This is a genomic window from Microbacterium sp. LMI1x-1-1.1 (genome assembly GCF_040676205.1).
GTDB lineage: Bacteria > Actinomycetota > Actinomycetes > Actinomycetales > Microbacteriaceae > Microbacterium > Microbacterium aquilitoris.
This window is the reverse complement of the sequence record NZ_JBEGHM010000002.1, coordinates 500,585-522,838: the sequence shown is the minus strand read 5'-3', so window position 1 is coordinate 522,838 and position 22,254 is coordinate 500,585. Positions and strand designations below refer to the sequence as shown.

The window sequence follows — 22,254 nt, the reverse complement described above, 5'->3', positions numbered from 1 at the left end:
GCCGCGCCGCTTAGCGTCGAGGGCATGAGCACCCTCACCGGAAAGCGCGTCGCCTTCCTCGCGACCGATGGATTCGAAGACAGCGAACTGACCTCCCCCTGGCAGGCCGTGACGGATGCCGGGGCCACAGCGATCATGATCGCTCCCGACTCGGGCAGCATCACCGGCAAGAACGGGCACGAGCAGCGCGTCGACGTCACCTCCGACGACGCCGACGCAGCCGAGTACGACGCGCTCGTCCTCCCCGGCGGCGTCGTGAACGCCGACGACCTCCGACTGGATGCCTCGGCCGTGCGCTTCGCCCGCGACTTCTTCGCCCAGCACAAGCCGGTCGGGGCGATCTGCCACGCGGCGTGGCTGCTCGTCGAGGCGGACGTCCTCGGGGGTCGCACGCTCACGAGCTACCCGAGCCTGCACACCGACCTCGTCAACGCCGGGGCCACCTGGCACGACGAAGAGGTCGTCGTCGACGCCGGGCTCGTCTCGAGCCGCACGCCCGACGACCTGCCGGCCTTCAACGCCAAGCTGGTCGAGGAGATCGCCGAAGGACGTCACGCGGCGCAGACCGTCTGATCCCCCGCGCTCGACGCCCCCGGCCGCGACTCAGTCGCGCGACGGGGGCGTCGTGCGTCGACGGGCCACCGCGATCGCGACGACCACCGCGACGACGACCACGACCACGATGCCGCCCACGACGAACGGCACCACAGAGATGCCGTCACCACCGGCATCCGGGGTCGCCTGCGAGGACTGCAGAGGCGTCGCCTCGCCGACCGCGAAGGGGATCGTGCCGCTGATCGGGTGACCGTCGCTGGAGACGACCCGCCACTCCACGAGGTAGCCCGCCTCGGGCATGCCCGAGGCGACGGGGACGGTGAGCGTGTTCGTGTCGATGGCGGGGTCCCCGTCGGTCCAGTCCTTGCCCGAGGCATCCAGCACGACGATCTCCGCCCCCTCGTGCAGGATCGCGGCGGAGTAGGTGAGGACGACCGATGTGGGGGCCGTGCTCAGCTGCTCGTTCGGCGAGGGCGTGCTGCCGAGGAGTTCGTCGTGCGCGGACGCGGGGCCGGCGACCGTGAAGATGAGGAGTGCCGCGAGACCGGCCGAGAACGCGGCGATACGGGACCACGCGGATCGAACGGACGTCGGAGGCGGCGAGGCGACGGGCATGCGTCCAGCCTGCCATCCCCGCCTGTGCGTCGCCTGCCTCGCGGCGGCTTACCCGGGGTCCCGGTCCAGAGCAAGCCCCGAGCACCGCCTCGGCGCGGCATCTATCGTGACGACCGAACCCACCGGAAGGACACCGAGATGGACACGACCGACAGCGGACCCGAAGACCTCGCCCCCGACGTGGAGGGTCCCGAGGACCGGGGCGCCCCCTCCGCCGAGGCGCATTATCTGGTGACGGAGCACGATGGCGTCACCCGGGTCGACATCGCCGACGATGCCGCGTTCCGTCCGGGACCCGGACAGGGGCAGCCCGAAGCCGACGCGGAGTAGGGCTGGAGCGTCAGACGCCGAGCAGATCCTCGGGGCGGGTGCCGTACGCGGCCAGGTGATGCCGACGGAGCCCCTCCTCCGTGAACCCCCACCGCGACGCGATCTCACTCAGATCGTCGACCGACCCCATCGCGGTTCCGACGATGTCTGCGTGGGCGGCGTCCAGTCGGACGGCCGTGAGGTGTTCCAGCGGAGAGCGCCCCGCGACAGAGTGCGCCCGGAATGCGCGTCGGAGCGCACCGCTTCCGACACCGGCCGCCGCCGCCGCGTCGTCGACCGTGATCGGGAGTGAGGCGTTCTGCTCGAAGAACGACACCGCAGCGCGGTAGGCCCGCTGCTGCTGGGCGACGCTCTCCACGCGCTGGGCGCGATCGCCGATGAGCGGGAACGCTTCGAGCGTCGACACCGCGATCGAGCGGAACATGGAGGCGCGCGCGAGATCGTTGTCGAGAGTCGCCTCAGCGGAGAACGCCAGAGCGGACGCCGATCGCCAGGCACGCAGGAGCGTCGGGTCGGCGGGACGCGTGCCGTCGAAACGTACCGTGAGGGTGTCATCGTTGTAGACGGTCCGGGCGAGGTCCGTCAACGCGTCCATCGGCAACGCGACCACCTGCACGCGAGTGTCCTGGAGGCGGCAGGCGAGGGTCGATCCGGGTTGGAAGAGGACGGGATCCGCCGCGTCGCCGCGTTCGCCGTCGATCTCCCACTCGTACCGTGCGTCGCTGTGCACCACGATGATCGCGTCGAGGTCGCACTCCGCGCTGTACCCGCCACCGATGTTCAGCCGCCGCAGCGCGAATCGCTCGTCCCCGACGCTCGATTCCTCGAACGTGAGGTCTTGTGCGTCGAGATCGACGCTCCCGTAACTGCGGGTGATGTAGGCCTCCGCCTCACCGAGATCGGCGGAGCGGAAATGCTCACGGAGCGCGGGCACGCTGTCCTTCTCTCCCCTGTCGACTGCGGTCCGACGGGACCCTCGTTCCCAGGGTACGTCCCGCGGTGCCTCTCGGGACGACTCTGATACTGCGTATTACGGATGATGTGCGCATAATGGATATCACGAACGCCGAAAGGACCCCGTGGGCAAGTTCATCTACAACGACCGCATCCGAGCCGACTTCGAGGATCGCCTGCTGGCGCACCTGCAGCTGGTCATCACCACGAAGTTGCGCCGCGGCGAAGCGTTCACATTCATGTGGCGGAACGATCAGAGCCTCGGCGACGGGCGTCAGGTCGTGTGGCTGCATCCTGGTGCAGACCTGCACTGGCAGTACTTCGGCAGCCGACAGCCTTCGCTCAACCCCGCCTGGCTCGACGCGCTGAGCCACGTCGCGAACTCCCCGACGGGCCTGTACGTCGTGCCCGAGCCGCAGGGCGCCTCGGTGCCGGCATCCAGCGGATCCATCTGATGAGGTCGAGAAGATGAGGCATGCCAGCTGACGGCGCCTCCCGCGTCCTCGACACGACGCGCGAGGCGTTCGACATCAAGTCCGCCGGAGAGGCGCTCCGTCATGTCGCCTCGGGCGTGACCATCCGCGAGGCGGATTCGGCTTTCTCACTGCATCAGCGGACCCTCGGGGACGACAGGCTCAGGCTCACTCGGCTCCGCACCACGGGCTTCCTCCACGCGCACGTCGACGTGTCGGGATACGTCGCCGTCGGTCGCGTCGCCAGCGGCGGGGTCCGCGCCGTGAGCAACGACTCGCCTCTGGACGTCAGCGCCCCCTTCCTCCTGACGCCCGGCTCAGCCGAGACATGGTCCTCGACGGCCGATGCGGAGGCCATCGGCCTCGATCTCGCGGCGCTCGGAGCGTTCTCGGGCCGTGACCTCAGCTCCGCCGGACGCTTCCCGCATCGGGGCGCCCTCACGTCGGACCTGCAGGACCACTGGGAGGCGACGATCGCTCATGTGAGTCGGATCTTCGACGACGAAACCCTCCTTCGCAACGACCTCATCCGACAGGCTGCCGTCGACGCCGTCTTCGCCGCGACGGTCAGCACCTTCGGCATCGACGCCGAAACGGGCGAGTCGACTGGCGGCTCCGCGGCCGTCACCCGTGCGACGGACTTCATCGACGACCACCTCGGCGAGCCGCTCAGCGTCGCCGACATCGCCGCCGCGGCCCGTCTCAGCGTCAGGGGCCTCCAAAGCGCCTTCCAGCGGACGCTGGGCGTGACGCCCGCGTCGTACGTCCGTGCGGCTCGGCTCGTGGCCGTGAACCGCGACCTGACGTCAGCGGATGCCGAGGCGATCACCGTCGCAGAGATCGCCCGACGGTGGGGGTTCGCCCACCTCCCGAGGTTCGCTCAGCACTACCGGGCGGAGTTCGGGGAACTCCCCCACGAGACGCTTCGCCGCTGACCGGCGCCGCGGCCGTCAATCCCAGCCGAGGTAGTCCTCGATCTGGAACGCCGTCTCACCGGGATGCGTCATCGGGAACAGGTGTCCCGCATCCGGCAGACGGACGACGCTCGTCCGGTCTGCTGCGGTCGCCTGGAGGTCATCGCCGTTCGCGGGCGGCGTGATCGGGTCCACGGCGCCCTGGATGATGAGGATCGGCAACGACGACGCGAGGCTCGCCCATTCGGCGACCGGCGTCGAGGCGAGCGCGGCGCTCTGGAGTTCCTCGACGTCGAGGTCGCGCGACCGCGCGAAGACATCCCAGGCCACCGGGATGGAGATCCCGGGCCCGACCAGGGCGCGGACGGCGTCGGTGTCCGGCGCGTCCACGGGGGCGGAGAAGGCGCTGTGCAGGGCACGGGCCGCGTCGTCATCGAGGGCGCGGGCCGCTTCGACGCCGAGCAGGAGCACGCCGCTGGCGCGACCGGGGTGGTCGAGCGCCACGGTGCGCGCGACGGCGCCGCCGAAGGCGTGACCGCCGATCCACGCGGAGCCGACCCCGAGGTGGTCGAGGACGTCGACGACATCCTGCGCGAGATCGTGCATGGACGCCGCGGCGCCGCCGGGACGGCGGGAGCCGATGCGGACGATCCGGAACCCCTCCTCCTCGAGGATGCTCGCGAGGCCGCCGAGGTAGGCGACGTCGAGACCCTGCGCGGGGATGAGGACGAGGGCGGGGCCCTCTCCCTCGTCGATGAACGGGATGGCACGAGCCTCGGCGTCGAACACCTGGCGCTGAATCTGTGTCATGGGAGGATCCTCAGTTGTTGAAACGGAACTCGACGACGTCGCCGTCCTGCATGACGTAGTCCTTGCCCTCGAGGCGCGCCTTGCCCTTGGCGCGGGCCTCCTGGACCGAGCCGGTCGCGACGAGGTCCTCGAACGAGATGACCTCGGCCTTGATGAAGCCCTTCTCGAAATCGGTGTGGATGACGCCCGCAGCCTGCGGCGCCTTCCAGCCCTTTCCGATGGTCCAGGCACGGGCCTCTTTGGGGCCGGCCGTCAGATACGTCTGCAGGCCCAAGGTGTCGAACCCGACGCGGGCGAGCTGGTCGAGGCCGGATTCCTCCTGACCGGTCGACGCGAGCATCTCCGCGGCGTCCTCCGGGTCGAGCTCGGCGAGCTCCGACTCGATCTTCGCGTCGAGGAAGACGGCCTGAGCGGGCGCGACGAGGGCGGCGAGTTCCGCCTTGCGGGCAGCATCCATCAGGACGGCCTCGTCCACGTTGAAGACGAAGATGAACGGCTTGGCGCTGAGCAGGCCGAGCTCGCGAATGGGGGCGAGGTCGATGCCGGATGCGGCGAGGAGCTCACCGCGCTGGAGGGCGTCCTGCGCGGCCTTCGCGGTCTCGAGCACCGAGGGGTCGAGCTTCTTGCCGCGGACCTCCTTCTCGTACCGCGTGATCGCCTTCTCCAGCGTCTCGAGGTCGGCGAGCTGGAGCTCCGCATTGATCGTCTCCATGTCGTTCTTCGGGTTCACGGCCCCGTCGACGTGGACGACGTCGTCGTCGGCGAAGCCGCGGACCACCTGCGCGATGGCGTCGGCCTCGCGGATGTTGGCGAGGAACTTGTTGCCGAGGCCCTCACCCTCGCTCGCACCGCGGACGATACCGGCGATGTCGACGAACGAGACCGTCGCGGGGAGGATGCGCTCCGAGGAGAAGATCCCGGCGAGCACGTCCAGACGCGGGTCCGGCAGGTTCACCACGCCGACGTTCGGCTCGATCGTCGCGAACGGGTAGTTCGCCGCGAGCACGTCGTTCTTGGTGAGAGCGTTAAAGAGGGTGGACTTGCCGACGTTGGGCAGTCCGACGATTCCGATGGTGAGAGCCACGGGCATCCACTCTACGCGGCGGGCGGGCCGCCGCCGTGCGGTCCGCCGGTCCGGACCAGCGGCGGCGCGCCTCCGCATCCCCGTCGGGATCGGCGGTGAAGGTGGATCACATGGGCCTGGACTTCACCGCGATCGACTTCGAGACGGCGAACTCCTCGAACGCCTCGGCCTGCGCGGTGGGGCTCGCCCGGGTCCGCGACGGCCGCGTCGTCGCCTCCGAGGGCTGGCTCATCCGCCCTCCCGCGGGTCACGACCGGTTCTTCGAGATCAACGTCGGCATCCACGGCATCCGAGAGAGCGACGTCGCATCAGCCGCGACGTGGGTCGAGCAGTTGCCGCGCCTCCTCGACTTCGTCGGCGACGACATCCTCGTCGCCCACAACGCGGGGTTCGACATGCGGGTGCTGCGCAGCGCCTGCGAGGTGACGGGACACGTCGCCCCGCCCGCGCGCTACCTGTGCAGCCTGCACGTCGCACGGAAGACCTACGACCTGCCGTCCTATCGCCTGCCGTTCGTCGCGGCGGCCGCCGGTCACCTCGACTTCGCCCACCACGACGCGACCGCCGATGCCCTGGCGTGCGCGCAGATCGTCATCGATGCGGGCGCGCGAGCCGGCGCCGGCGACCTCGTCGAGCTCGCGATGCTGCTCGGCGTCCGCATCCCGCAGATCCCGCAACCGGTTCCCGCCTCCGCGTCCTGAGGCCCTGCCGCCGCGCGGCGACGGGGCGATGTCCGACCCCTCGGGCACGATGAACGTCATGGATGCCGCTTTCGCCACCGTGCTCGCCGTGATCTGCCTGATCGCCGGCGCCCTGGCCGCCGGCGCGTTCGTCGCCGCTCGTGAAGCGAACCGCCGCACGGACCTGCAGGCGCGCGCCTCGGCCGCCGAGGCGGCACGTGACGCGCTGCAGACCCAACTTGACCAGCAGCGGGCTCTTCACCGAGAGGTCACGAGCCGGGTGCACGCCGAGCAGGCGGCTCGGGACGAGCGGGAGCGTCGCGAGCAGACGGTGCTCCGCGCCCTCGCCCCCGTGCAGGAGACCCTGACGGCAATGCAGCAGAAGGTGGATCACCTCGAACGCGACCGGCAGGAGCAGTTCGGCTCGCTCGCCGAGCAGCTGCGACGGTCGCAGGAGTCGGACGAGGCGCTGCGAGCCACGACGGAGTCGCTGGCGGGCGCCCTCCGCTCCAATGGGACGCGCGGTGTCTGGGGCGAGACGCAGCTGCGCCGCATCGTCGAGTCCGCCGGCCTCACCCGCTACGTCGATTTCGACACGCAGGCCTCGATCTCCTCCGACGCCGGCAGCGGTCGCCCCGACCTCATCGTGCGCCTCCCCGGCGAGAAGGCCCTGGCCGTCGATGCGAAGGCGCCGTTCGACGCCTATCTCGAAGCCAGCGCGATCCCCGTCACGGCGGTGGGCGAAGAGGGTGCACGGCGCAGCCGCCTGCTCGCGAAGCACGTCGCCGCGGTCCGCGCCCACATCGACGCTCTCGCGAAGAAGCGCTACTGGGCGGGGATGCCGTCGAGCCCCGAGTTCGTCGTCTGCTTCATCCCGAGCGAGTCCCTCCTCGCGGCGGCCCTCGAAGAGGATCCCGCCCTGCTGGAGTACGCGTTCGGACGGAGGGTCGCGCTCGCGTCCCCCGTGAACCTCTGGGCGGTCCTCAAGACGGTGGCCTACACGTGGACGCAGCAGGACGTGTCGACCGAAGCGCGCCGGCTGTTCGATCTGGGCAACGAGCTGTACCACCGGCTCGGGTCGCTCGCCGGCCACGCCGACGACCTCCGCCGCGCCATCGAACGGACCGTCGACAGCTACAACCGCTTCGCCGGCTCCCTCGAGACGCGGGTGCTCGTCAGTGCACGGCGGTTCCCCGGCATCGACGACACCCAACTCGACACGCTGTCGACACCGCGTCCCATCGAATCCACGACGAGACGACTGACCGCTCCCGAACTCCTCGACGGAGTCGAGCGCGGTGACGGTTCCGAGCACACGGCTGCCGACCTCGGTGCTCTCCGCGACCGGCTGACCGACGAGGGTGAGCTCAGGAGGGGAAGAACGTCATGAGGCCGACGACGCCCAGCGACACCGCCACGAATGCGCCGATCATCCACCATGCGCTGATCTCGTGCCCGGGAGGCATCCGTCGACGCAACAGCACGTCCGGACGACGTGCGGGGTCGTCGATCACCGGGATCTGAGCCGTCACCGGACGCGGCCCCGCTGTCGTCTGCCCCACGACCGGGATCTGTCCCGTCGGCGTGACGGGCAGGTGACCGGTGAGCGAGAGCTGACCCGTGCGCGGATCGCTGGATGCGGTGGACATGTGGACTCCTGAGGGGCGGTGGCGAGTGCCGGGGATCTCTGACACCACGGCCCATTGTGCCAGAGGCCTCGTCCGCGATCCTGGGTTGACGCCCGGCGCGTGTCCGCTACGCGGTCGCCCGGCGAGCGACTCGACTCAGAGCCACTTCGAGGTGAGGTGCTCCGACGAGATGCGGCGAAGCGTCCCGGATGCCCCGCGGAGCACGACGCTCTCGGTGTAGACGAAGTCACCCGCGCGACGCACCCCCGCGACGAGTTCGCCGTTGGTGACGCCCGTCGCGACGAAGAGCGTGTTGTTGCCGCGGACGAGGTCATCCGCTTCGTAGACGTGGTCGTCGAGCTTCAGACCCGCGTCGATCCCGCGCTGCTTCTCGTCGTCGTCGCGCGCCCACAGGCGACCTTGGATGTGGCCGCCGAGCGCCTTGATGGCGCACGCGGTGACGATGCCCTCGGGGCTGCCGCCGACACCCACGCACATGTCGGTGCGGGCGTTGTGGCGCGCGGCGTTGATGCCGCCCGCGACGTCGCCGTCGCTCATGAGGCGCGTGCCGGCACCGGCATCCCGGATCTCCTCGATCAGCCGGGCGTGCCGGGGGCGGTTCAGCACCGAGACGACGAGCTCGTCGACGGGCTTGTCGAGCGCCTTCGCCAGGCGGCGGATGTTCTCCGCGATCGGCAGGCGGATGTCGACCACTCCGACGCCCTCGGGACCCGTCACGATCTTGTCCATGTAGAAGACGGTCGAGGCGTCGAGCATCGCGCCGCGATCGGCCACGGCGATCACCGAGAGGGCGTTGTTGCGTCCTTCCGCGGTGAGTGTCGTGCCGTCGATCGGATCGACCGCGATGTCGCACTGCGGCCCCCGCCCCGTGCCGACACGCTCGCCGTTGAAGAGCATCGGGGCGTTGTCCTTCTCCCCTTCGCCGATCACGATGACACCGTCGAAGTTCACCGTGGTGAGGAACGCCCGCATGGCGTCGACGGCGGCGCCGTCGGCGAGCTCCTTCTTCCCTCGTCCGATGAACGGAACGGATCGGATCGCGGCTGCCTCGGTCGCGCGAACGAGCTCCAGCGCGAGGTTGCGGTCGGGATGCAGCGGACTCATGTCGGCAGTCAGGCTCACCATGGGCTCAGCCTAGGACCGTTGCCGCCGCCGACCACGTGTTTCCCGGCCTCGCCTGATGAAGGAATGCGGAATCTTTCCGATCCGGAAGGGAGGCTGTCTTCTGGGCGAGCGTGCCGGCTCGGGAGGGAGCGGCATCCCTTCGATAGAGTTGCGGTGAATCACTGACTTTCCCGAGGAGCTGACATGCCCGTCGCCACACCCGACCAGTACGCCGACATGCTGGACCGCGCGAAGGCAGGCGGCTTCGCCTACCCCGCGATCAACGTCTCGAGCTCGCAGACCATCAACGCCGTCCTCCAGGGCCTGACCGAGGCCGGCTCCGACGGCATCCTCCAGGTCACCACCGGCGGCGCGGACTACTTCGCCGGCCACACGGTGAAGGGTCGTGCGACCGGCGCCCTGGCGTTCGCCAAGTACGTCACCGAGGTCGCAAAGAACTACCCGATCACGGTCGCCCTCCACACCGACCACTGCCCGAAGGACGCCCTCCCCGGCTTCGTGCTGCCGCTCATCGAGGCCTCCGAGGCCGAGGTCAAGGCGGGCCGCAACCCGATCTTCCAGTCGCACATGTGGGACGGCTCGGCGGTTCCCCTCGACGAGAACATCGAGATCGCACGGCACCTGCTCCCCCGGATGAAGAACATCAACGCGATCCTCGAGATCGAGGTCGGCGTCGTCGGCGGCGAAGAGGACGGCGTCCAGCACGAGGGCTCGAACGACGCGCTCTACACGACCGTCGCCGACGTGACCAAGGCCGTCGAGGCCCTCGGTCTCGGCGAGAACGGCCGTTACATCTCGGCCCTCACCTTCGGCAACGTGCACGGTGTCTACAAGCCGGGCGGCGTAAAGCTCCGCCCCGAGCTCCTCGGTGAGATCCAGGAAGGCATCGCCGCGCACTTCGGTACCGGCCCGAAGCCCCTCGACCTCGTCTTCCACGGCGGCAGCGGCTCGTCGGACGATGAGATCGCCACCGCGGTCGCCAACGGCGTCGTGAAGATGAACATCGACACCGACACGCAGTACGCCTTCACCCGCTCGGTCGCCGGCTTCATGCTCGCCAACTACGAGGGCGTCCTGAAGCTCGACGGCGAGGTCGGCAACAAGAAGCAGTACGACCCGCGCGCGTGGGGCAAGGTCGCCGAGTCGGCGATGGCGCAGCGCGTCGTCGCCGCCACGCAGCAGCTCGGCTCGGCGGGCAAGTCGCTCGGCGTCTGACCTCCCTCGTACGACGAAGCCCCGGTTCTCTGCGGACCGGGGCTTCGTCGTGCGGAGCGTCAGTAGGAGGCGGTGCCCAGGACGTCGCGCGGGTAGAGCTCGTAGCGCACCCCGTCCACGGCGAACGCCGTGTGGAGGTGCGGCCCGGTGGAGCAGCCCGTCGAGCCGACCGAACCGATCCGCTGCCCGGCCGCCACGGACTGGCCGGTCTTCACCGAGAACGCGCTGAGGTGGGCGTAAACCTGCTCGAAGCGGTGGCCGTCGACGGTCGAGGTGACGACGACCTCCTTCTGCTTCGTCTTGTTCGGAGCCCACGAGGGGCATCCGCTCGTGATCCACACCTCGCGCACCGAGACCGTGCCGCCGCGCATTGCGTAGATCGGCGTCCCCGTGGGAGCGGCGATGTCGTCGCCGCTGTGGCCGGCGTAGGTGGTGAACTTCCCGTTCGGGCGCAGCGGGTACGCCCAGCCGTAGCGCCCCGGGACGGATGCCGCGGCTCCCGTCGCGTCCGGCAGCGCCGCCATCTTCTCGCTCGTCCACACATCGTCTCCGTTGCCGTCGACCAGGCGCAGGACACCGTCGTTGCCGAGCACGGCGCCCGTGGCTCCGAGGCCGGCCGTCCGCGAGCTCCAGAGCACGACGTCGTACTGGTTCAGCAGGAGGAGTTCGCCGTCCTTGGTGAACGAGAGCCGGCCGTCGAAGGCGAACGTGGTCCTCGCGGTCCTCGTCAGTGCGTATCCGCGGGTGAGGCCGACGTTGCCGTCGCCGAGGATGCCGAAAGCGGAGCGACCGTCGGGAGAGGTCAGCTTCACTCCGGGCCGGAGCATCGTCCCCGGGGTCATGGATGTCCCGAGCGACCACGACACGGACCGCGCTGCGGACGTCTTCGTGACCGGCCGATGGTTCGCGCGGTACGCCGTGACCGAGACGGACACCGACCGCCCGGCGACCCCGGTCGGCACTTCCCAGCTCGTGCCCGTCGCACCGTCGACGGGGTTGCCGTCGACGCGCCACTGGACGCCGAACTGCGTCGGCGCAGGCTGCCAGGTGCCGGTGTTCACCCGGAGCACACCGCCCGCGGTCGCGGAACCGGAGATCGTCGGCGTCGGCGTCGTCGTGAAGGGGGCGAGGACAGCGACCCCGCCTGACGTCCGGGACGCGGTCGTGTACCCGGATTTCACGCCCGTCACGCGGACGGACACGGTCGTGCCCGCATCGGCGGCCACCATCCGGTAGGTGCGAGCCGTCGCTCCCGGGATCACGCCGCCGTTGCGCAACCACTGATACCCGACGGTCACGCCCGCGGGCGTCCACGTCCCCGGGTTCGCCGTCAAGGTTCCCCCGACCGTTCCCGCCCCCGAGATGGTGACGCCCGACGGCGCGCCGAGGACGCGCTCGACCGTGACGCCGCTGCTCGAGCGGACGAGCGACGTGTATCCCGCCTTCGACACGGTCACGCGGACCGAGACCGTGGCCCCGGCATCCGCGGAGACGAGTGCGTAGGTCGACGCCGTGGCTCCCGGGATGGCCGCCGTGCCGCGCAACCACTGATAGGTCAGGACGACCGGGGCGGGCCCGAAACCGGCGACCGCGGCGGTCAGCGTGCGGCCGACGGCGGGAGCACCCGTCACGGCCACGGTGCCGGGCGTCAGCGCGGCGGCTGTAGCTGCGGGGGTGGCGATCGGGGCCGGCGTCGCCGCCGTCGCCGCCGCCGACGGCGAGGCGAGCAGCAGCCCGACAGTGCAGGCCACGGCGATGGCGGTGGAGGCGAACCTCCGGTGTGTGCCGGTCACAGTTCCCCTCCCGAGATGAGCGCGCGAGGGAGAACCCGCAGCAGCCGTAAAAGTATCAGGCAGGGAAGGCGTTCTCCAACCGTCCGGAGCGGCGGTCGGGGCCGCCGGCCTCAGGAGGTGAGCGCCAGTCCGCGGACGAGCCCCGGGTCGCCGAACAGCGGCACGACGAGGCAGACGCTGACGATGACGAACGTCACGATCGCTCCCACGAGCGGGATCCACCAGCTCACTCGCCCGCGTGCGAGCGACCACCACGACAGAACGGCGGTGAGCACCCACCCGACGGCGAACACCGTCGCGCCGACGCCGCCCCACAGCGCGCCCTGCGCCGTATTGGTGAACTCGCCCTCGACGCCCGCGACCTCCATCCACGTCTTCGCGAACGCGGTGAAGTCGACGAGTTGCGGGATCGCGCTCACGACGGTGACGAGCCCGTACACCAGGAGCGCGACCGTGATGATGCGGTCCGCCGTCCGGGTCGGGCGCGCCGCGACAGTGGTGGCGGGAGCCGTCGGCGGATGCGGGGCGTCGACGGGTGCCGGCGCTGCCGGCTCGGGCTGACGGATCGCCGCCCGCTGCTGCTCGGGCGTCGCGTACTCCCCGTACTGCGGTCGCGGTCGGGGTTCCTCGCTCACGAGCGGTTCCGTCCCCCGAGAGCGCGCTCGTCACGGCGACCTTCGAGGTCCTGACGCAGTTCCTTCGGGAGCGAGAACATGAGGTCCTCCTCTGCGGTCTTCACCTCGGCGACGTCGCGATACCCCGCTCCGGCCAGATCCTCGAGCACCTCGGTCACGAGGACCTCGGGAACGGATGCGCCGGACGTGACGCCGACCGTCTCGACACCGTCGAGCCACTCCTGCTTGATCTCGTGCGAGTAGTCGACGCGGTAGGCCGCCTTCGCGCCGTACTCGAGGGCGACCTCGACGAGACGGACGCTGTTCGAGGAGTTCGCCGAGCCGACGACGATCACCAGGTCGGCATCCTGCGCGACCTTCTTGATCGCGACCTGGCGGTTCTGCGTCGCGTAGCAGATGTCGTCCGACGGCGGGTCCTGCAGGTTCGGGAACCGTTCTCGCAGCCGGCGGACGGTGTCCATCGTCTCGTCGACCGACAGCGTCGTCTGCGAGAGCCAGACGACCTTGTCGGGGTCCTTCACGACGACGCGGTCCGCCTCGTCGGGCGAGTTCACGACGGTGACGTGATCCGGTGCCTCCCCCGCGGTCCCCTCTACCTCTTCGTGGCCGTCGTGCCCGATGAGGAGGATCTCGAAGTCGTCGCGGGCGAAGCGGACGGCTTCACGGTGGACCTTCGTCACGAGAGGGCAGGTGGCGTCGATCGCCTGCAGTCCGCGGTCCGCGGCGGCGTTGACGACGGCGGGCGACACCCCGTGCGCGCTGAAGACGACGTGCGCACCCTCGGGGACTTCGTCGACCTCGTCGACGAAGATCGCGCCCATCGACTCGAGCTCGGTCACGACGTGGATGTTGTGGACGATCTGCTTGCGGACGTAGACGGGGGCGCCGTACCGCTCCAGCGCCTTCTCGACGGCGATGACGGCACGGTCGACACCCGCGCAGTACCCGCGGGGTGCGGCGAGGAGGACGCGCTTGGCGCCCTGGACGGGAAGATCGACGAGCCGCCCGCGGGCTCCCGGGATCCGGGGCATCGGCAGCGAAACGGCAGGTGAGGTCACCCCTTGATTGTACGAACCCCGGGCTGGGTGGGGGACGTGTGCGCCAAGATGGGTCACCGTGACGACTTTCCAGACCGAGGCGGGTGCCGTCCCGCCGCCGGATGCGGTGCACCCGCGGGACTCCTCCCCCGACACCCCGACTTCGGTCTCCCGTCTGAACGAGACCATCCGCGACTTCGTGCAGAAGTGGGGCGCGGTCTGGGTCGAGGGCGAGATCACCGCGTGGAACCTCCGCGGTGGTCACGTCTTCGGACGATTGAAGGATGCCTCGGGCGACGGCATGCTCTCGTTCCGCATGTGGTCCTCCACGCTGCAGCGCACCCCCGGCGACCTGAAGATCGGCGACCGTGTGGTCGCGTGCGTCAAGGCCGACTACTTCGTGAAGACGGGCGATTTCAGCTTCACCGTCTCCGCCATGCGTCACACCGGTCTCGGGGATCAGCTCGAGCGGCTCGAGCGACTGCGCGCGACGCTCCGCTCAGAGGGTCTCTTCGACCCGGCACGCAAGCAGCCGCTTCCGTTCCTGCCCCACGTCATCGGGTTGATCACGGGTGAGCGCAGCGACGCGGAGAAGGACGTCCACCGCAACGCGGAGCTGCGCTGGCCGCACGTCCGGTTCCGGACGATCCATGCGGCCGTGCAGGGCGACCGCTGCGTCCCCGAGACGCTGGCCGCCCTCCGCGAGCTGGACGCCGATCCCGAGGTCGACGTCATCATCATCGCCCGCGGCGGCGGCGATCCGCAGACCCTGCTCGGCTTCAGCGACGAGAGGCTCGTCCGCGCGGTGGCCGCGGCATCCACCCCCGTCGTCTCCGCCATCGGACACGAGAACGACCACCCGCTCCTCGACGAGGTCGCCGATCTCCGGGCCTCCACACCGACGGACGCCGCCAAGCGGGTCGTGCCGGACGTGTCCGAGCAGCGGGCCCTCGTGCAGCAGTTGCGGAGCCGCGCTCGCACCCGGCTGACCCAGCGTGTCGGCCACGACATCGCCGCGCTCGCCCAGCTGCGCTCGCGCCCGGTCCTGCGGGATCCGGAGTCCCTGCTGACCGGCCGCGCGCAGGAGATCGTCGCGCTGTCGTCCCGCGGTCGCGACGTGATGACCCGCAGATGGGATGCCGCGGCCCGCTCGACCGCTGAGCTCCGGGCATCCCTCCGCGCCCTCTCCCCCGGCGCCACCCTCGACCGCGGCTACGCGATCGCGCACCTCCCCGGCGGCGGCATCGTCCGCGACGCGGAGCAGGCGCCCGCGGGGACCGACGTCGTCGTGACGGTGGGGCGCGGCTCGTTCGCGGCGCGCTCGGCGGGCGAGATCGCCGAGACGGGGGCGGATGCCGCTCCCTCCGCGATCTAGGATGGGAGGCATGACGAGCGACGCGGGTGATGTCTCGAGCCTCACTTTCGAGCAGGCCCGCGACGAGCTCGTCCAGGTCGTCGCGAAACTCGAGCAGGGGTCGCCCACGCTCGAGGAGTCGCTCAGCCTGTGGACGCGCGGCGAGGCCCTCGCGGCGCGCTGCGAGGAATGGCTGCTGGGCGCCAAGCGGCGGCTCGACGAGGCGCGCCCCGACGGCGGGACCGCGTCCTGATGGCCAAACCCCGCGTCGTCGCCGAGCTCGGCCGGCCCGAAACGCCGGACGAGACCGCAGCCCGCAAGGCCGCGTCGTCGCAGCGCTACCGGTCCAGCAAGACCTTCCGCAACCTGATCGCCGCGCTCATCGTCTGCCTCGGCATCATGGCCGTGGTCTACCTCGGCGTGCCACGGGGCACCCCCGCCGACACCCCCGAGGCGGATGTCCCCGCCGCGGCAGCGGCGGCCGAGAAGACCGTCGGACGCGGTGTGATCGTCCCCGGAGTGCCCGGATCGTGGCGTGCCAACTCCGCGCTCGTCGACGGCGGTGAGTGGCGCATCGTGTACGCCCCGTCGAGCGGTTACGTCGAGGTCACCCAGGCGTTCGACCCGCCCGCGCAGTGGGTGTCGCGAGAGCTGGGCGGCTACGCACCCACCGGCACGTCGACCATCGACGGCATCGAGTGGGACGTCTACGACCTGCCGTCGTCGGTGGAGAAGATCACCTACGCCCTGTCCACGACCATCGGCTCCGACACGGTCGTCATCGGCCTGGCCGAGTCCACCGACCAAGGCGCCGCCACGACGGTCGCCGAGAGCCTCGGCGACCAGATCCGCACCCTGAGAGAGGAGGCGCGATGAGCGAGAACCCCCGCCCGTCCGACGTCTGGTCCGCCATGCTCGCCGGCAACCGCCGATTCGTCGCCGGAGAGCCCCAGCACCCCCGACAGGATGCGGAGCGTCGCCATGAACTGGCGCACGTGCAGCGTCCGACCGCGGCCCTGTTCGGCTGCTCCGACTCCCGACTCGCGGCGGAGATCATCTTCGACGAGGGACTCGGCGATCTGTTCGTCATCCGCAACGCCGGGCAGGTGATCTCCGACTCCGTGGTCGGCAGTCTCGAGTACGCCGTCGCCGTCCTGGGTGTGCCGCTGATCGTGGTCCTCGGGCACGACGAGTGCGGCGCCGTCCGCGCCGCCATCGAATCGACGGCTCCCGACGCGCCCGCCCTCCCGGCCGGCATCTGGCGCCAGGTCGCACCGATCGTTCCCGCCGTCCGCCGCGTCCTGCAGGCCACCCCCGGCTCGAGTGCAGCGTCGGTCGATGCCGAGGAGGTCGGCCGCGAGCACCTGCGCGACACCGTCGCCGGCATCCTGCACTCCTCCGAGCTCATCAGCGACGCCGTGGCCGAGGGACGCGTGGCGGTGGTCGGGGCGAACTATCGCCTGGCCGACGGCACCGCGATCCCCGACGTCGTCGTCGGCGAAGCCGGCTGACGCCCCCATCCCCCTTCCGCAGACACGTGAAACGAGGACGTGAACGACATGACTGACGAGACCGACTACCGCATCGAGCACGACACGATGGGTGAGGTGCGCGTGCCGAAGGACGCGCTCTACGCCGCGCAGACCCAGCGTGCCGTCGAGAACTTCCCCATCTCGGGCTCGGGACTCGAGTCGACGCAGATCGCGGCCCTGGCGCGCATCAAGAAGGCCGCCGCGCTGGCCAACAAGGACCTCGGCACCCTCGACGGCTCGATCGCCGACGCGATCGCCTGGGCCGCGGACGAGGTCGTCACCGGCGCCTACGACGCGCAGTTCCCGGTCGACACGTACCAGACCGGTTCGGGCACCTCGTCGAACATGAACATGAACGAGGTCCTCGCGACCCTCGCGACCCGCAAGCTCGGTTCGAGCGTTCACCCGAACGACCACGTCAACGCGTCGCAGTCGTCCAACGACGTGTTCCCCACGTCGGTGCACATCGCCGTCACCCAGGCCCTCATCGACGACCTGATCCCCGCCCTGGACCACCTCGCCGTGGCCTTCGAGGAGAAGGCGCAGGCGTGGAAGAGCGTCGTCAAGAGCGGCCGTACGCACCTCATGGACGCGACACCGGTCACCCTCGGTCAGGAGTTCGGCGGCTACGCGCGTCAGATGCGTCTCGGCATCGAGCGCGTCCAGGCCGTCCTCCCGCGCGTCGGCGAGGTCCCCCTCGGCGGCACCGCCGTCGGCACGGGCATCAACACCCCCCTGGGCTTCCCGCAGAAGGTCATCGAGCTCCTGGCCGCCGAGACCGAGCTGCCGATCACCGAGGCCAAGGACCACTTCGAGGCGCAGGCCAACCGCGACGGTCTCGTCGAGGCATCCGGGGCACTCCGCACCATCGCCGTCTCGCTCACGAAGATCAACAACGACATCCGCTGGATGGGGTCGGGACCGAACACCGGTCTCGGAGAGCTGCACATCCCCGACTTGCAGCCGGGCTCGTCGATCATGCCCGGCAAGGTCAACCCCGTCGTCCCCGAGGCGACCCTGATGGTCGCCGCCCGCGTCATCGGCAACGACGCGACGGTCGCCTGGGCCGGGGCATCCGGCTCGTTCGAGCTCAACGTCGCGATCCCCGTGATGGGTACGGCGCTGCTCGAGTCGATCCGGCTGCTCTCCAACGCCATGCGGGTGCTCGCCGACAAGACGGTGAGCGGGCTCGAGGCGAACGTCGAGCGCGCCGCCGCATACGCGGGGATGTCGCCCTCGATCGTGACCCCGCTCAACAAGCTCATCGGGTACGAGGCCGCCGCGAAGATCGCCAAGCGCTCCGTCGCGAAGGGCATCACCGTCCGGGACGCCGTGATCGACCTCGGCTACGTCGAGCGGGGCGAGCTGTCCGAGCAGCAGCTCGATGAGAAGCTCGACCTCCTCTCGATGACCCACCCGGGTTGATAATCGGAGCGTGAACAGCGCCGCCGCACCACCGCGACGGGGCACGCCGGGACTCGGGATCCTTCTCGCGGTCGCCGCAGCGGGCCTCGTCGGCGTGGGTGCGGCGGCGTTCGTCGTCGTGCTGCTGGTCGCCCCGGCCGCCGCCGGGTGGACCGCGCTCATCTGGGCGATCGCCACGGTCCCCGCCCTGGCGGGCGTGGGTGTCGTGGGCTGGGCGGTCCTCGAGCGACGAGGGCTGGCCGCACTGGCCGCCGGCGACACGGTGGAGGGCGCGTTCGAGGCCCAGCAGCGGTTGCTCGACGATGTGCGTCACGAATTGAAGACGCCCATCACGATCGTCCGCGGCCACCTCGAGATGATGGATGCCGCGGACCCGGACGACGTCGAGGCGATCCGCGCGCTCGGCATCGCCGAGCTCGACCGTATGACCCGCCTCATCGGCGACATCGACGTGCTGGCGGCCGTCGAGGGCGGACAGCTCTCCACGGGCGAGGTGGACCTCGCCGCGCTCACCCAGCGGGTCTTCGAGATGGTCGGGGTGATCGGCGACCACGACTGGCGCGTCGAGCAGGGGGCGGATGCGGTGATCCGCGCCGACGGCGATCGTCTGCTGCAGGCGTGGGTGCAGCTCGCCGACAACGCCGCCAAGTACTCCCCCACCGGCACGGTGATCGAGATCGGGAGCGCCGTCCACGCCGCCGGAGCGCAGCTCTGGGTGCGCGACCACGGCCCCGGCATCCCGCCCGCCGTCCGCCACCGGATCTTCCGCCGCTTCGACCGCGGAACGGGCAAACGACATGTCGGCGGCTCGGGTCTGGGCCTGGCGATCGTCGACGCGATCGCGAAGGCCCACGGCGGGTACTGCGCCGTCGCCGACACCCCCGGCGGCGGTGCTACGTTCACCCTGGAGATACCCATCGGCACCCGGGGGGCGCTGCCGTCACCCATCCGCGCCGGCGATGTTCTGCTGCAGCGAGAGGCCACTGAATGACCCGCATCCTGATCGTCGACGACGAACCGCACATCGTGTCGCTCGTCTCGCGCGCCGTGCACGCGGAGGGATTCGAGGCGGTCGGCGCCGAGGACGGACCCGACGCCCTCGAGATCGCGCTCTCGGGCGACGTCGACCTCATCGTGCTCGACGTCGGACTGCCCACCATGGACGGGTTCGACGTCCTCCGCGAGCTCCGCGGCGCGGGCCACACGACGCCGGTCATCATGCTCACCGCGCGGAGCGGGACGAACGACACGATCGAAGGATTGGATGCCGGGGCCAGCGACTACGTCCCGAAGCCGTTCGCGGTGGCCGAGCTCATGGCACGCGTGCGGTCCCGGCTGCGCGACAGTGCCGCGAGCGCTCCCACCTCGCTCACGCGCGGAGACGTCACGCTCGACATCCTGTCGCGCCGAGCCACCGTGGCCGGCCGTGAGGTGGAGCTGTCGTCGCGCGAGTTCGCCCTCGCCGAGCAGTTCGTCCGGAACGCGGGCGAGGTCCTCACGCGGGAGGTCCTGCTGAGCCGGGTGTGGGGCTTGGACTTCGACCCGGGATCGAACGTCGTCGACGTCTACGTGCGGTACCTGCGCGCCAAGCTCGGCGCCGACCACATCATGACGGTGCGCGGCGAGGGCTACCGCTGGGAGTGAGCCGTCCGACACACGACGCCCCCGGTCCGTCGGCCGGGGGCGTCGTGGCGTGCAGGATGCGGCTCAGCTGAGTTCGCCGGCTTCCAGCAGGTCCGTCACGAGTGCGGCGATCGCCGAACGCTCCGACCGCACGAGCGTGACGTGGCCGAACAGGTCGTGGCCCTTGAGGGTCTCGATGACCGATGCGATGCCGTCGTGGCGTCCCACCCGCAGGTTGTCGCGCTGTCCCACGTCGTGGGTGAGCACGACGCGGGAGTTCTGCCCGATGCGGCTGAGCACGGTCAGCAGGACGTTCCGCTCGAGCGACTGCGCCTCATCCACGATGACGAAGGCGTCGTGGAGGGAGCGGCCGCGGATGTGCGTGAGCGGCATGACCTCGAGCATCCCCCGCGCGACGACCTCCTCGAGGACGTTGCCGGTGACGACGGACCCGAGGGTGTCGAACACCGCCTGACCCCAGGGGTTCATCTTCTCCTGCTGGTCGCCGGGCAGGTAACCGAGCTCCTGTCCGCCGACCGCGTAGAGCGGGCGGAAGACGATGATCTTCTTCTGCTGCTGCTGCTCGAGGACCGACTGGAGACCTGCGCAGAGGGCGAGCGCTGACTTGCCGGTGCCGGCGCGTCCGCCGAGCGAGACGATGCCCACCTCGGGGTCGAGGAGCAGGTCGATCGCGATCCGCTGCTCGGCCGAGCGGCCGTGCAGACCGAACACGTCGCGATCACCGCGGACGAGCTTGTACGAGCCGTCGCCGGTGACCCGGCCGAGCGCGGATCCGCGCTCGGAGTGGATCACGAGGCCCGTGTTCACGGGGAGACCGCGCACGTCCTCGCTGACGCCGATCTCGCTGTCGTAGAGGTCGCTGACCTCGTCGCCCGACAGGTCGATCGACGCGATCCCCGTCCACCCGGAATCGACCGCCTGCTCGGCGAGGTACTCCTCGGCGTGGAGGCCGAGGGAGGCCGCCTTGACGCGCATCGGCAGGTCTTTGGAGACGACCGTGACGGACTGCCCCTCCTGGCTCAGGTGCATGGCGACCGAAAGGATGCGGGTGTCGTTGTCGCCCAGCCTCATCCCCGCGGGGAGGACGGTCGGGTCGGTGTTGGTCAGCTCGACCCGGAGTGTGCCCTCGTCGCCGACGGGGACGGGGAAATCGAGCCGGCCGTGCTCGACGCGCAGCTCGTCCAGGTGACGCAGCGCCTGGCGGGCGAAGTACCCGATCTCGGGATCGTGGCGCTTGCGCTCCAGCTCGGTGATCACGACGACCGGCAGCACGACGGAGTGCTCGGCGAACCGGAACAGTGCCCGCGGATCGCTCAGGAGGACGGAGGTGTCCAGCACATAGGTGCGGAGGTCCTGATCCTCGGCCCCCTCCATGGACTCGTCCTGGTAACGCTGCTTCTCAGGTGCTCGTGTGGCCACAACCCACTCCCGCCCCGGGTGGGAACCCACCCGGCAGTCACGAGTCGACCAGGGGTCACGAGTCGTGAGAGGCCGACCCGAACGGGCGCTCTGCCCGTTGGGATGAACGTAGGCTCCCCCGGCGACACTCCGGGGCCACGACACGCCGCCTGATGTGTCCGACGTGTGAACTCTCCGTGTCGAGTGCACCGGCGGCATCCGCCCGTGTCGAGCTCAGCTGCCGAAGCGCCGATCCCGGTCGCCGAAGTCGCGGATCGCGCGGAGGAAATCGACCTCGCGCAGGTCCGGCCCGAGCGCCTCGACGAAGTAGAACTCGCTGTGCGCGGACTGCCACAGCAGGAAGTCGCTCAGGCGCTGCTCCCCCGAGGTCCGGATCACGAGGTCGGGGTCCGGCTGACCACCGGTGTACAGGTGCTCGCCGATCTGCTCGGGGGTGAGGCTCTCGGCGAGCTCCTCCAGGGAGCCGCCCTTCTCGTTGTGCTTCGCGATGATGCTGCGGACGGCGTCGACGATCTCGCCGCGGCCGCCGTAGGCGACCGCGAGGTTGACGTGGAGTCCGGTGTTCTCCCGGGTGCGCGCCTCCGCCGTCCGGAGGCCGTCGGCGAGGTCGGACGGCAGCACCTCGGCGCGACCGACGTGCTTCACGCGCCATCCCGGCTCGTGCGAGAGGGTCTCGGCGAGGTCGGCGATGATCTCGATGAGGTCCGTGAGCTCCTGCGAGTCGCGCTTGACGAGGTTGTCCGTCGAGAGCAGGTAGAGCGAGACGACCTGGATGCCGAGCTCGTCGCACCAGCGCAGGAACTCGTGCATCTTCGCGGCACCGGCGCGGTGGCCGTGCGACACGGTCGTGTACCCGAGCTGGCGAGCCCATCGGCGGTTGCCGTCGATCATCATCGCGACGTGGTGCGGAACCGTGCCCGCCTCGATCTCGCGCCGCAGCCTCGAGCTGTAGAGGCGGTACAGCAGTCCGCGTCCTTGGGTCGAAGGGGCGCGGGTCACAGGGCTACGCTA

Annotated in this window: 25 protein-coding genes; 14 read left to right on the top strand and 11 right to left on the bottom strand. The window is 70.3% G+C overall.

The genetic code is table 11. From position 1 onward, the window contains the following. The first annotated feature begins 24 nt into the window (after nucleotides 1-24). Nucleotides 25-573 (top strand): type 1 glutamine amidotransferase domain-containing protein, encoded by a 549-nt coding sequence (locus MRBLMI1x_RS10210; protein WP_363458597.1) that lies wholly within the window; start codon nucleotides 25-27, stop codon nucleotides 571-573. 30 nt (nucleotides 574-603) lie between these two features. On the opposite strand, the gene MRBLMI1x_RS10205 is transcribed toward MRBLMI1x_RS10210, so the two are convergent. Then, nucleotides 604-1,170 (bottom strand): copper resistance CopC family protein, encoded by a 567-nt coding sequence (locus MRBLMI1x_RS10205; protein ID WP_363458595.1) that lies wholly within the window; start codon nucleotides 1,168-1,170, stop codon nucleotides 604-606. Nucleotides 1,171-1,308: 138 nt separating this feature from the next. Between MRBLMI1x_RS10205 and MRBLMI1x_RS10200 the strand changes: the two genes are divergently transcribed. Beyond that, nucleotides 1,309-1,500: a hypothetical protein gene (locus MRBLMI1x_RS10200; RefSeq protein WP_020097075.1), complete on the top strand. Its 192-nt coding sequence runs from the start codon at nucleotides 1,309-1,311 to the stop codon at nucleotides 1,498-1,500. A 10-nt stretch (nucleotides 1,501-1,510) separates the two neighbouring features. Here MRBLMI1x_RS10200 and MRBLMI1x_RS10195 read toward each other — a convergent pair whose 3' ends face one another. Beyond that, a complete protein-coding gene (locus MRBLMI1x_RS10195; RefSeq protein WP_363458593.1) occupies nucleotides 1,511-2,434 on the bottom strand; it encodes a hypothetical protein in 924 nt (307 codons plus the stop codon). A gap of 145 nt (nucleotides 2,435-2,579) precedes the next feature. Here MRBLMI1x_RS10195 and MRBLMI1x_RS10190 point away from each other — a divergent pair, with 145 nt between their 5' ends. Both MRBLMI1x_RS10190 and MRBLMI1x_RS10185 read left to right on the top strand, forming a co-directional pair. Continuing rightward, nucleotides 2,580-2,909 carry a hypothetical protein gene (locus MRBLMI1x_RS10190; RefSeq protein ID WP_018188311.1) on the top strand — a complete coding sequence of 110 codons (330 nt, stop codon included), beginning with the start codon at nucleotides 2,580-2,582 and terminating at the stop codon, nucleotides 2,907-2,909. A gap of 20 nt (nucleotides 2,910-2,929) precedes the next feature. Beyond that, on the top strand, nucleotides 2,930-3,862 hold the full coding sequence (locus MRBLMI1x_RS10185) for a helix-turn-helix transcriptional regulator (protein ID WP_018188312.1): 933 nt from the start codon (nucleotides 2,930-2,932) through the stop codon (nucleotides 3,860-3,862). A gap of 15 nt (nucleotides 3,863-3,877) precedes the next feature. Here the strand turns inward: MRBLMI1x_RS10185 and MRBLMI1x_RS10180 are convergent, their stop codons facing one another. Both MRBLMI1x_RS10180 and ychF read right to left on the bottom strand, forming a co-directional pair. Continuing rightward, nucleotides 3,878-4,651: an alpha/beta fold hydrolase gene (locus tag MRBLMI1x_RS10180; RefSeq protein ID WP_018188313.1), complete on the bottom strand. Its 774-nt coding sequence runs from the start codon at nucleotides 4,649-4,651 to the stop codon at nucleotides 3,878-3,880. 10 nt (nucleotides 4,652-4,661) lie between these two features. Next, nucleotides 4,662-5,735 (bottom strand): redox-regulated ATPase YchF, encoded by a 1,074-nt coding sequence (ychF, locus tag MRBLMI1x_RS10175; protein ID WP_018188314.1) that lies wholly within the window; start codon nucleotides 5,733-5,735, stop codon nucleotides 4,662-4,664. A 110-nt stretch (nucleotides 5,736-5,845) separates the two neighbouring features. On the opposite strand from ychF, the gene MRBLMI1x_RS10170 reads away from it, so the two are divergent. Continuing rightward, on the top strand, nucleotides 5,846-6,436 hold the full coding sequence (locus tag MRBLMI1x_RS10170; protein WP_020097073.1) for a 3'-5' exonuclease: 591 nt from the start codon (nucleotides 5,846-5,848) through the stop codon (nucleotides 6,434-6,436). 28 nt (nucleotides 6,437-6,464) lie between these two features. Beyond that, entirely contained in the window at nucleotides 6,465-7,805 is a 1,341-nt protein-coding gene (rmuC, locus tag MRBLMI1x_RS10165) for a DNA recombination protein RmuC (protein ID WP_363458589.1), read from the top strand. Here rmuC and MRBLMI1x_RS10160 read toward each other — a convergent pair. Further along, the gene (locus MRBLMI1x_RS10160; RefSeq protein ID WP_018188317.1) at nucleotides 7,783-8,064 is read right to left on the bottom strand and encodes a hypothetical protein; all 282 of its coding nucleotides are present in this window, start codon (nucleotides 8,062-8,064) and stop codon (nucleotides 7,783-7,785) included. The two genes, rmuC and MRBLMI1x_RS10160, sit on opposite strands and share 23 nt — an antisense overlap. Nucleotides 8,065-8,199: 135 nt before the next feature. Beyond that, nucleotides 8,200-9,189: a class II fructose-bisphosphatase gene (gene glpX, locus MRBLMI1x_RS10155; RefSeq protein ID WP_020097071.1), complete on the bottom strand. Its 990-nt coding sequence runs from the start codon at nucleotides 9,187-9,189 to the stop codon at nucleotides 8,200-8,202. 183 nt (nucleotides 9,190-9,372) lie between these two features. On the opposite strand from glpX, the gene fbaA reads away from it, so the two are divergent. After that, nucleotides 9,373-10,404: a class II fructose-bisphosphate aldolase gene (fbaA, locus tag MRBLMI1x_RS10150; protein ID WP_363458586.1), complete on the top strand. Its 1,032-nt coding sequence runs from the start codon at nucleotides 9,373-9,375 to the stop codon at nucleotides 10,402-10,404. Between the two features lie 59 nt (nucleotides 10,405-10,463). Here fbaA and MRBLMI1x_RS10145 read toward each other — a convergent pair whose 3' ends face one another. From MRBLMI1x_RS10145 to MRBLMI1x_RS10135, 3 genes are all read right to left on the bottom strand, one after another. Next, on the bottom strand, nucleotides 10,464-12,197 hold the full coding sequence (locus MRBLMI1x_RS10145) for a peptidoglycan DD-metalloendopeptidase family protein (protein ID WP_363458584.1): 1,734 nt from the start codon (nucleotides 12,195-12,197) through the stop codon (nucleotides 10,464-10,466). Between the two features lie 110 nt (nucleotides 12,198-12,307). Further along, nucleotides 12,308-12,832, bottom strand: a complete 525-nt coding sequence (locus tag MRBLMI1x_RS10140) for a DUF6264 family protein (RefSeq protein WP_018188321.1) — start codon at nucleotides 12,830-12,832, stop codon at nucleotides 12,308-12,310. Continuing rightward, entirely contained in the window at nucleotides 12,829-13,863 is a 1,035-nt protein-coding gene (locus tag MRBLMI1x_RS10135; RefSeq protein WP_020097070.1) for a 4-hydroxy-3-methylbut-2-enyl diphosphate reductase, read from the bottom strand. Before MRBLMI1x_RS10135 ends, MRBLMI1x_RS10140 begins: the two co-directional genes overlap by 4 nt. Before the next feature lie 85 nt (nucleotides 13,864-13,948). Here MRBLMI1x_RS10135 and xseA point away from each other — a divergent pair, with 85 nt between their 5' ends. Genes xseA through MRBLMI1x_RS10100 form a run of 7 tightly spaced genes read left to right on the top strand, consistent with a single transcriptional unit; the run spans nucleotide 13,949 to nucleotide 19,824 of the window. Then, nucleotides 13,949-15,244, top strand: coding sequence for an exodeoxyribonuclease VII large subunit (gene xseA, locus MRBLMI1x_RS10130; RefSeq protein WP_363458582.1), 1,296 nt, complete (start codon nucleotides 13,949-13,951; stop codon nucleotides 15,242-15,244). 10 nt (nucleotides 15,245-15,254) lie between these two features. Continuing rightward, nucleotides 15,255-15,476: an exodeoxyribonuclease VII small subunit gene (locus MRBLMI1x_RS10125; protein WP_018188324.1), complete on the top strand. Its 222-nt coding sequence runs from the start codon at nucleotides 15,255-15,257 to the stop codon at nucleotides 15,474-15,476. Further along, nucleotides 15,476-16,099, top strand: a complete 624-nt coding sequence (locus MRBLMI1x_RS10120) for a DUF4245 family protein (protein ID WP_363458580.1) — start codon at nucleotides 15,476-15,478, stop codon at nucleotides 16,097-16,099. Before MRBLMI1x_RS10125 ends, MRBLMI1x_RS10120 begins: the two co-directional genes overlap by 1 nt. After that, a complete protein-coding gene (locus tag MRBLMI1x_RS10115; protein WP_018188326.1) occupies nucleotides 16,096-16,734 on the top strand; it encodes a carbonic anhydrase in 639 nt (212 codons plus the stop codon). Before MRBLMI1x_RS10120 ends, MRBLMI1x_RS10115 begins: the two co-directional genes overlap by 4 nt. A gap of 48 nt (nucleotides 16,735-16,782) precedes the next feature. Beyond that, complete coding sequence (locus MRBLMI1x_RS10110) at nucleotides 16,783-18,180, top strand: class II fumarate hydratase (protein WP_363458578.1); 1,398 nt, start codon at nucleotides 16,783-16,785, stop codon at nucleotides 18,178-18,180. Nucleotides 18,181-18,190: 10 nt separating this feature from the next. Continuing rightward, entirely contained in the window at nucleotides 18,191-19,171 is a 981-nt protein-coding gene (locus MRBLMI1x_RS10105; RefSeq protein WP_018188328.1) for a sensor histidine kinase, read from the top strand. After that, entirely contained in the window at nucleotides 19,168-19,824 is a 657-nt protein-coding gene (locus MRBLMI1x_RS10100) for a response regulator transcription factor (RefSeq protein ID WP_018188329.1), read from the top strand. The genes MRBLMI1x_RS10105 and MRBLMI1x_RS10100 overlap by 4 nt, the downstream gene beginning before the upstream one ends. A 63-nt stretch (nucleotides 19,825-19,887) precedes the next feature. Here the strand turns inward: MRBLMI1x_RS10100 and MRBLMI1x_RS10095 are convergent, their stop codons facing one another. Next, nucleotides 19,888-21,198, bottom strand: coding sequence for a PhoH family protein (locus MRBLMI1x_RS10095; protein ID WP_018188330.1), 1,311 nt, complete (start codon nucleotides 21,196-21,198; stop codon nucleotides 19,888-19,890). 258 nt (nucleotides 21,199-21,456) lie between these two features. Continuing rightward, complete coding sequence (locus tag MRBLMI1x_RS10090; protein WP_018188331.1) at nucleotides 21,457-22,242, bottom strand: isoprenyl transferase; 786 nt, start codon at nucleotides 22,240-22,242, stop codon at nucleotides 21,457-21,459. Between the last annotated feature and the right edge of the window lie 12 nt (nucleotides 22,243-22,254).

Excerpts from the sequence above, each read along its gene's own strand:
- MRBLMI1x_RS10095 (WP_018188330.1), bottom strand. The coding sequence starts at position 21,198 with ATGGAGGGGGCCGAGGATCAGGACCTCCGCACCTATGTGCTGGACACC.
- MRBLMI1x_RS10120 (WP_363458580.1), top strand. The coding sequence starts at position 15,476 with ATGGCCAAACCCCGCGTCGTCGCCGAGCTCGGCCGGCCCGAAACGCCG.
- MRBLMI1x_RS10210 (WP_363458597.1), top strand. The coding sequence starts at position 25 with ATGAGCACCCTCACCGGAAAGCGCGTCGCCTTCCTCGCGACCGATGGA.
- MRBLMI1x_RS10205 (WP_363458595.1), bottom strand. The coding sequence starts at position 1,170 with ATGCCCGTCGCCTCGCCGCCTCCGACGTCCGTTCGATCCGCGTGGTCC.
- MRBLMI1x_RS10110 (WP_363458578.1), top strand. The coding sequence starts at position 16,783 with ATGACTGACGAGACCGACTACCGCATCGAGCACGACACGATGGGTGAG.
- MRBLMI1x_RS10180 (WP_018188313.1), bottom strand. The coding sequence starts at position 4,651 with ATGACACAGATTCAGCGCCAGGTGTTCGACGCCGAGGCTCGTGCCATC.
- MRBLMI1x_RS10135 (WP_020097070.1), bottom strand. The coding sequence starts at position 13,863 with ATGCCCCGGATCCCGGGAGCCCGCGGGCGGCTCGTCGATCTTCCCGTC.
- MRBLMI1x_RS10160 (WP_018188317.1), bottom strand. The coding sequence starts at position 8,064 with ATGTCCACCGCATCCAGCGATCCGCGCACGGGTCAGCTCTCGCTCACC.
- glpX (WP_020097071.1), bottom strand. The coding sequence starts at position 9,189 with ATGGTGAGCCTGACTGCCGACATGAGTCCGCTGCATCCCGACCGCAAC.
- MRBLMI1x_RS10170 (WP_020097073.1), top strand. The coding sequence starts at position 5,846 with ATGGGCCTGGACTTCACCGCGATCGACTTCGAGACGGCGAACTCCTCG.
- MRBLMI1x_RS10200 (WP_020097075.1), top strand. The coding sequence starts at position 1,309 with ATGGACACGACCGACAGCGGACCCGAAGACCTCGCCCCCGACGTGGAG.
- MRBLMI1x_RS10100 (WP_018188329.1), top strand. The coding sequence starts at position 19,168 with ATGACCCGCATCCTGATCGTCGACGACGAACCGCACATCGTGTCGCTC.
- MRBLMI1x_RS10115 (WP_018188326.1), top strand. The coding sequence starts at position 16,096 with ATGAGCGAGAACCCCCGCCCGTCCGACGTCTGGTCCGCCATGCTCGCC.
- MRBLMI1x_RS10185 (WP_018188312.1), top strand. The coding sequence starts at position 2,930 with ATGCCAGCTGACGGCGCCTCCCGCGTCCTCGACACGACGCGCGAGGCG.
- MRBLMI1x_RS10125 (WP_018188324.1), top strand. The coding sequence starts at position 15,255 with ATGACGAGCGACGCGGGTGATGTCTCGAGCCTCACTTTCGAGCAGGCC.
- rmuC (WP_363458589.1), top strand. The coding sequence starts at position 6,465 with ATGTCCGACCCCTCGGGCACGATGAACGTCATGGATGCCGCTTTCGCC.
- fbaA (WP_363458586.1), top strand. The coding sequence starts at position 9,373 with ATGCCCGTCGCCACACCCGACCAGTACGCCGACATGCTGGACCGCGCG.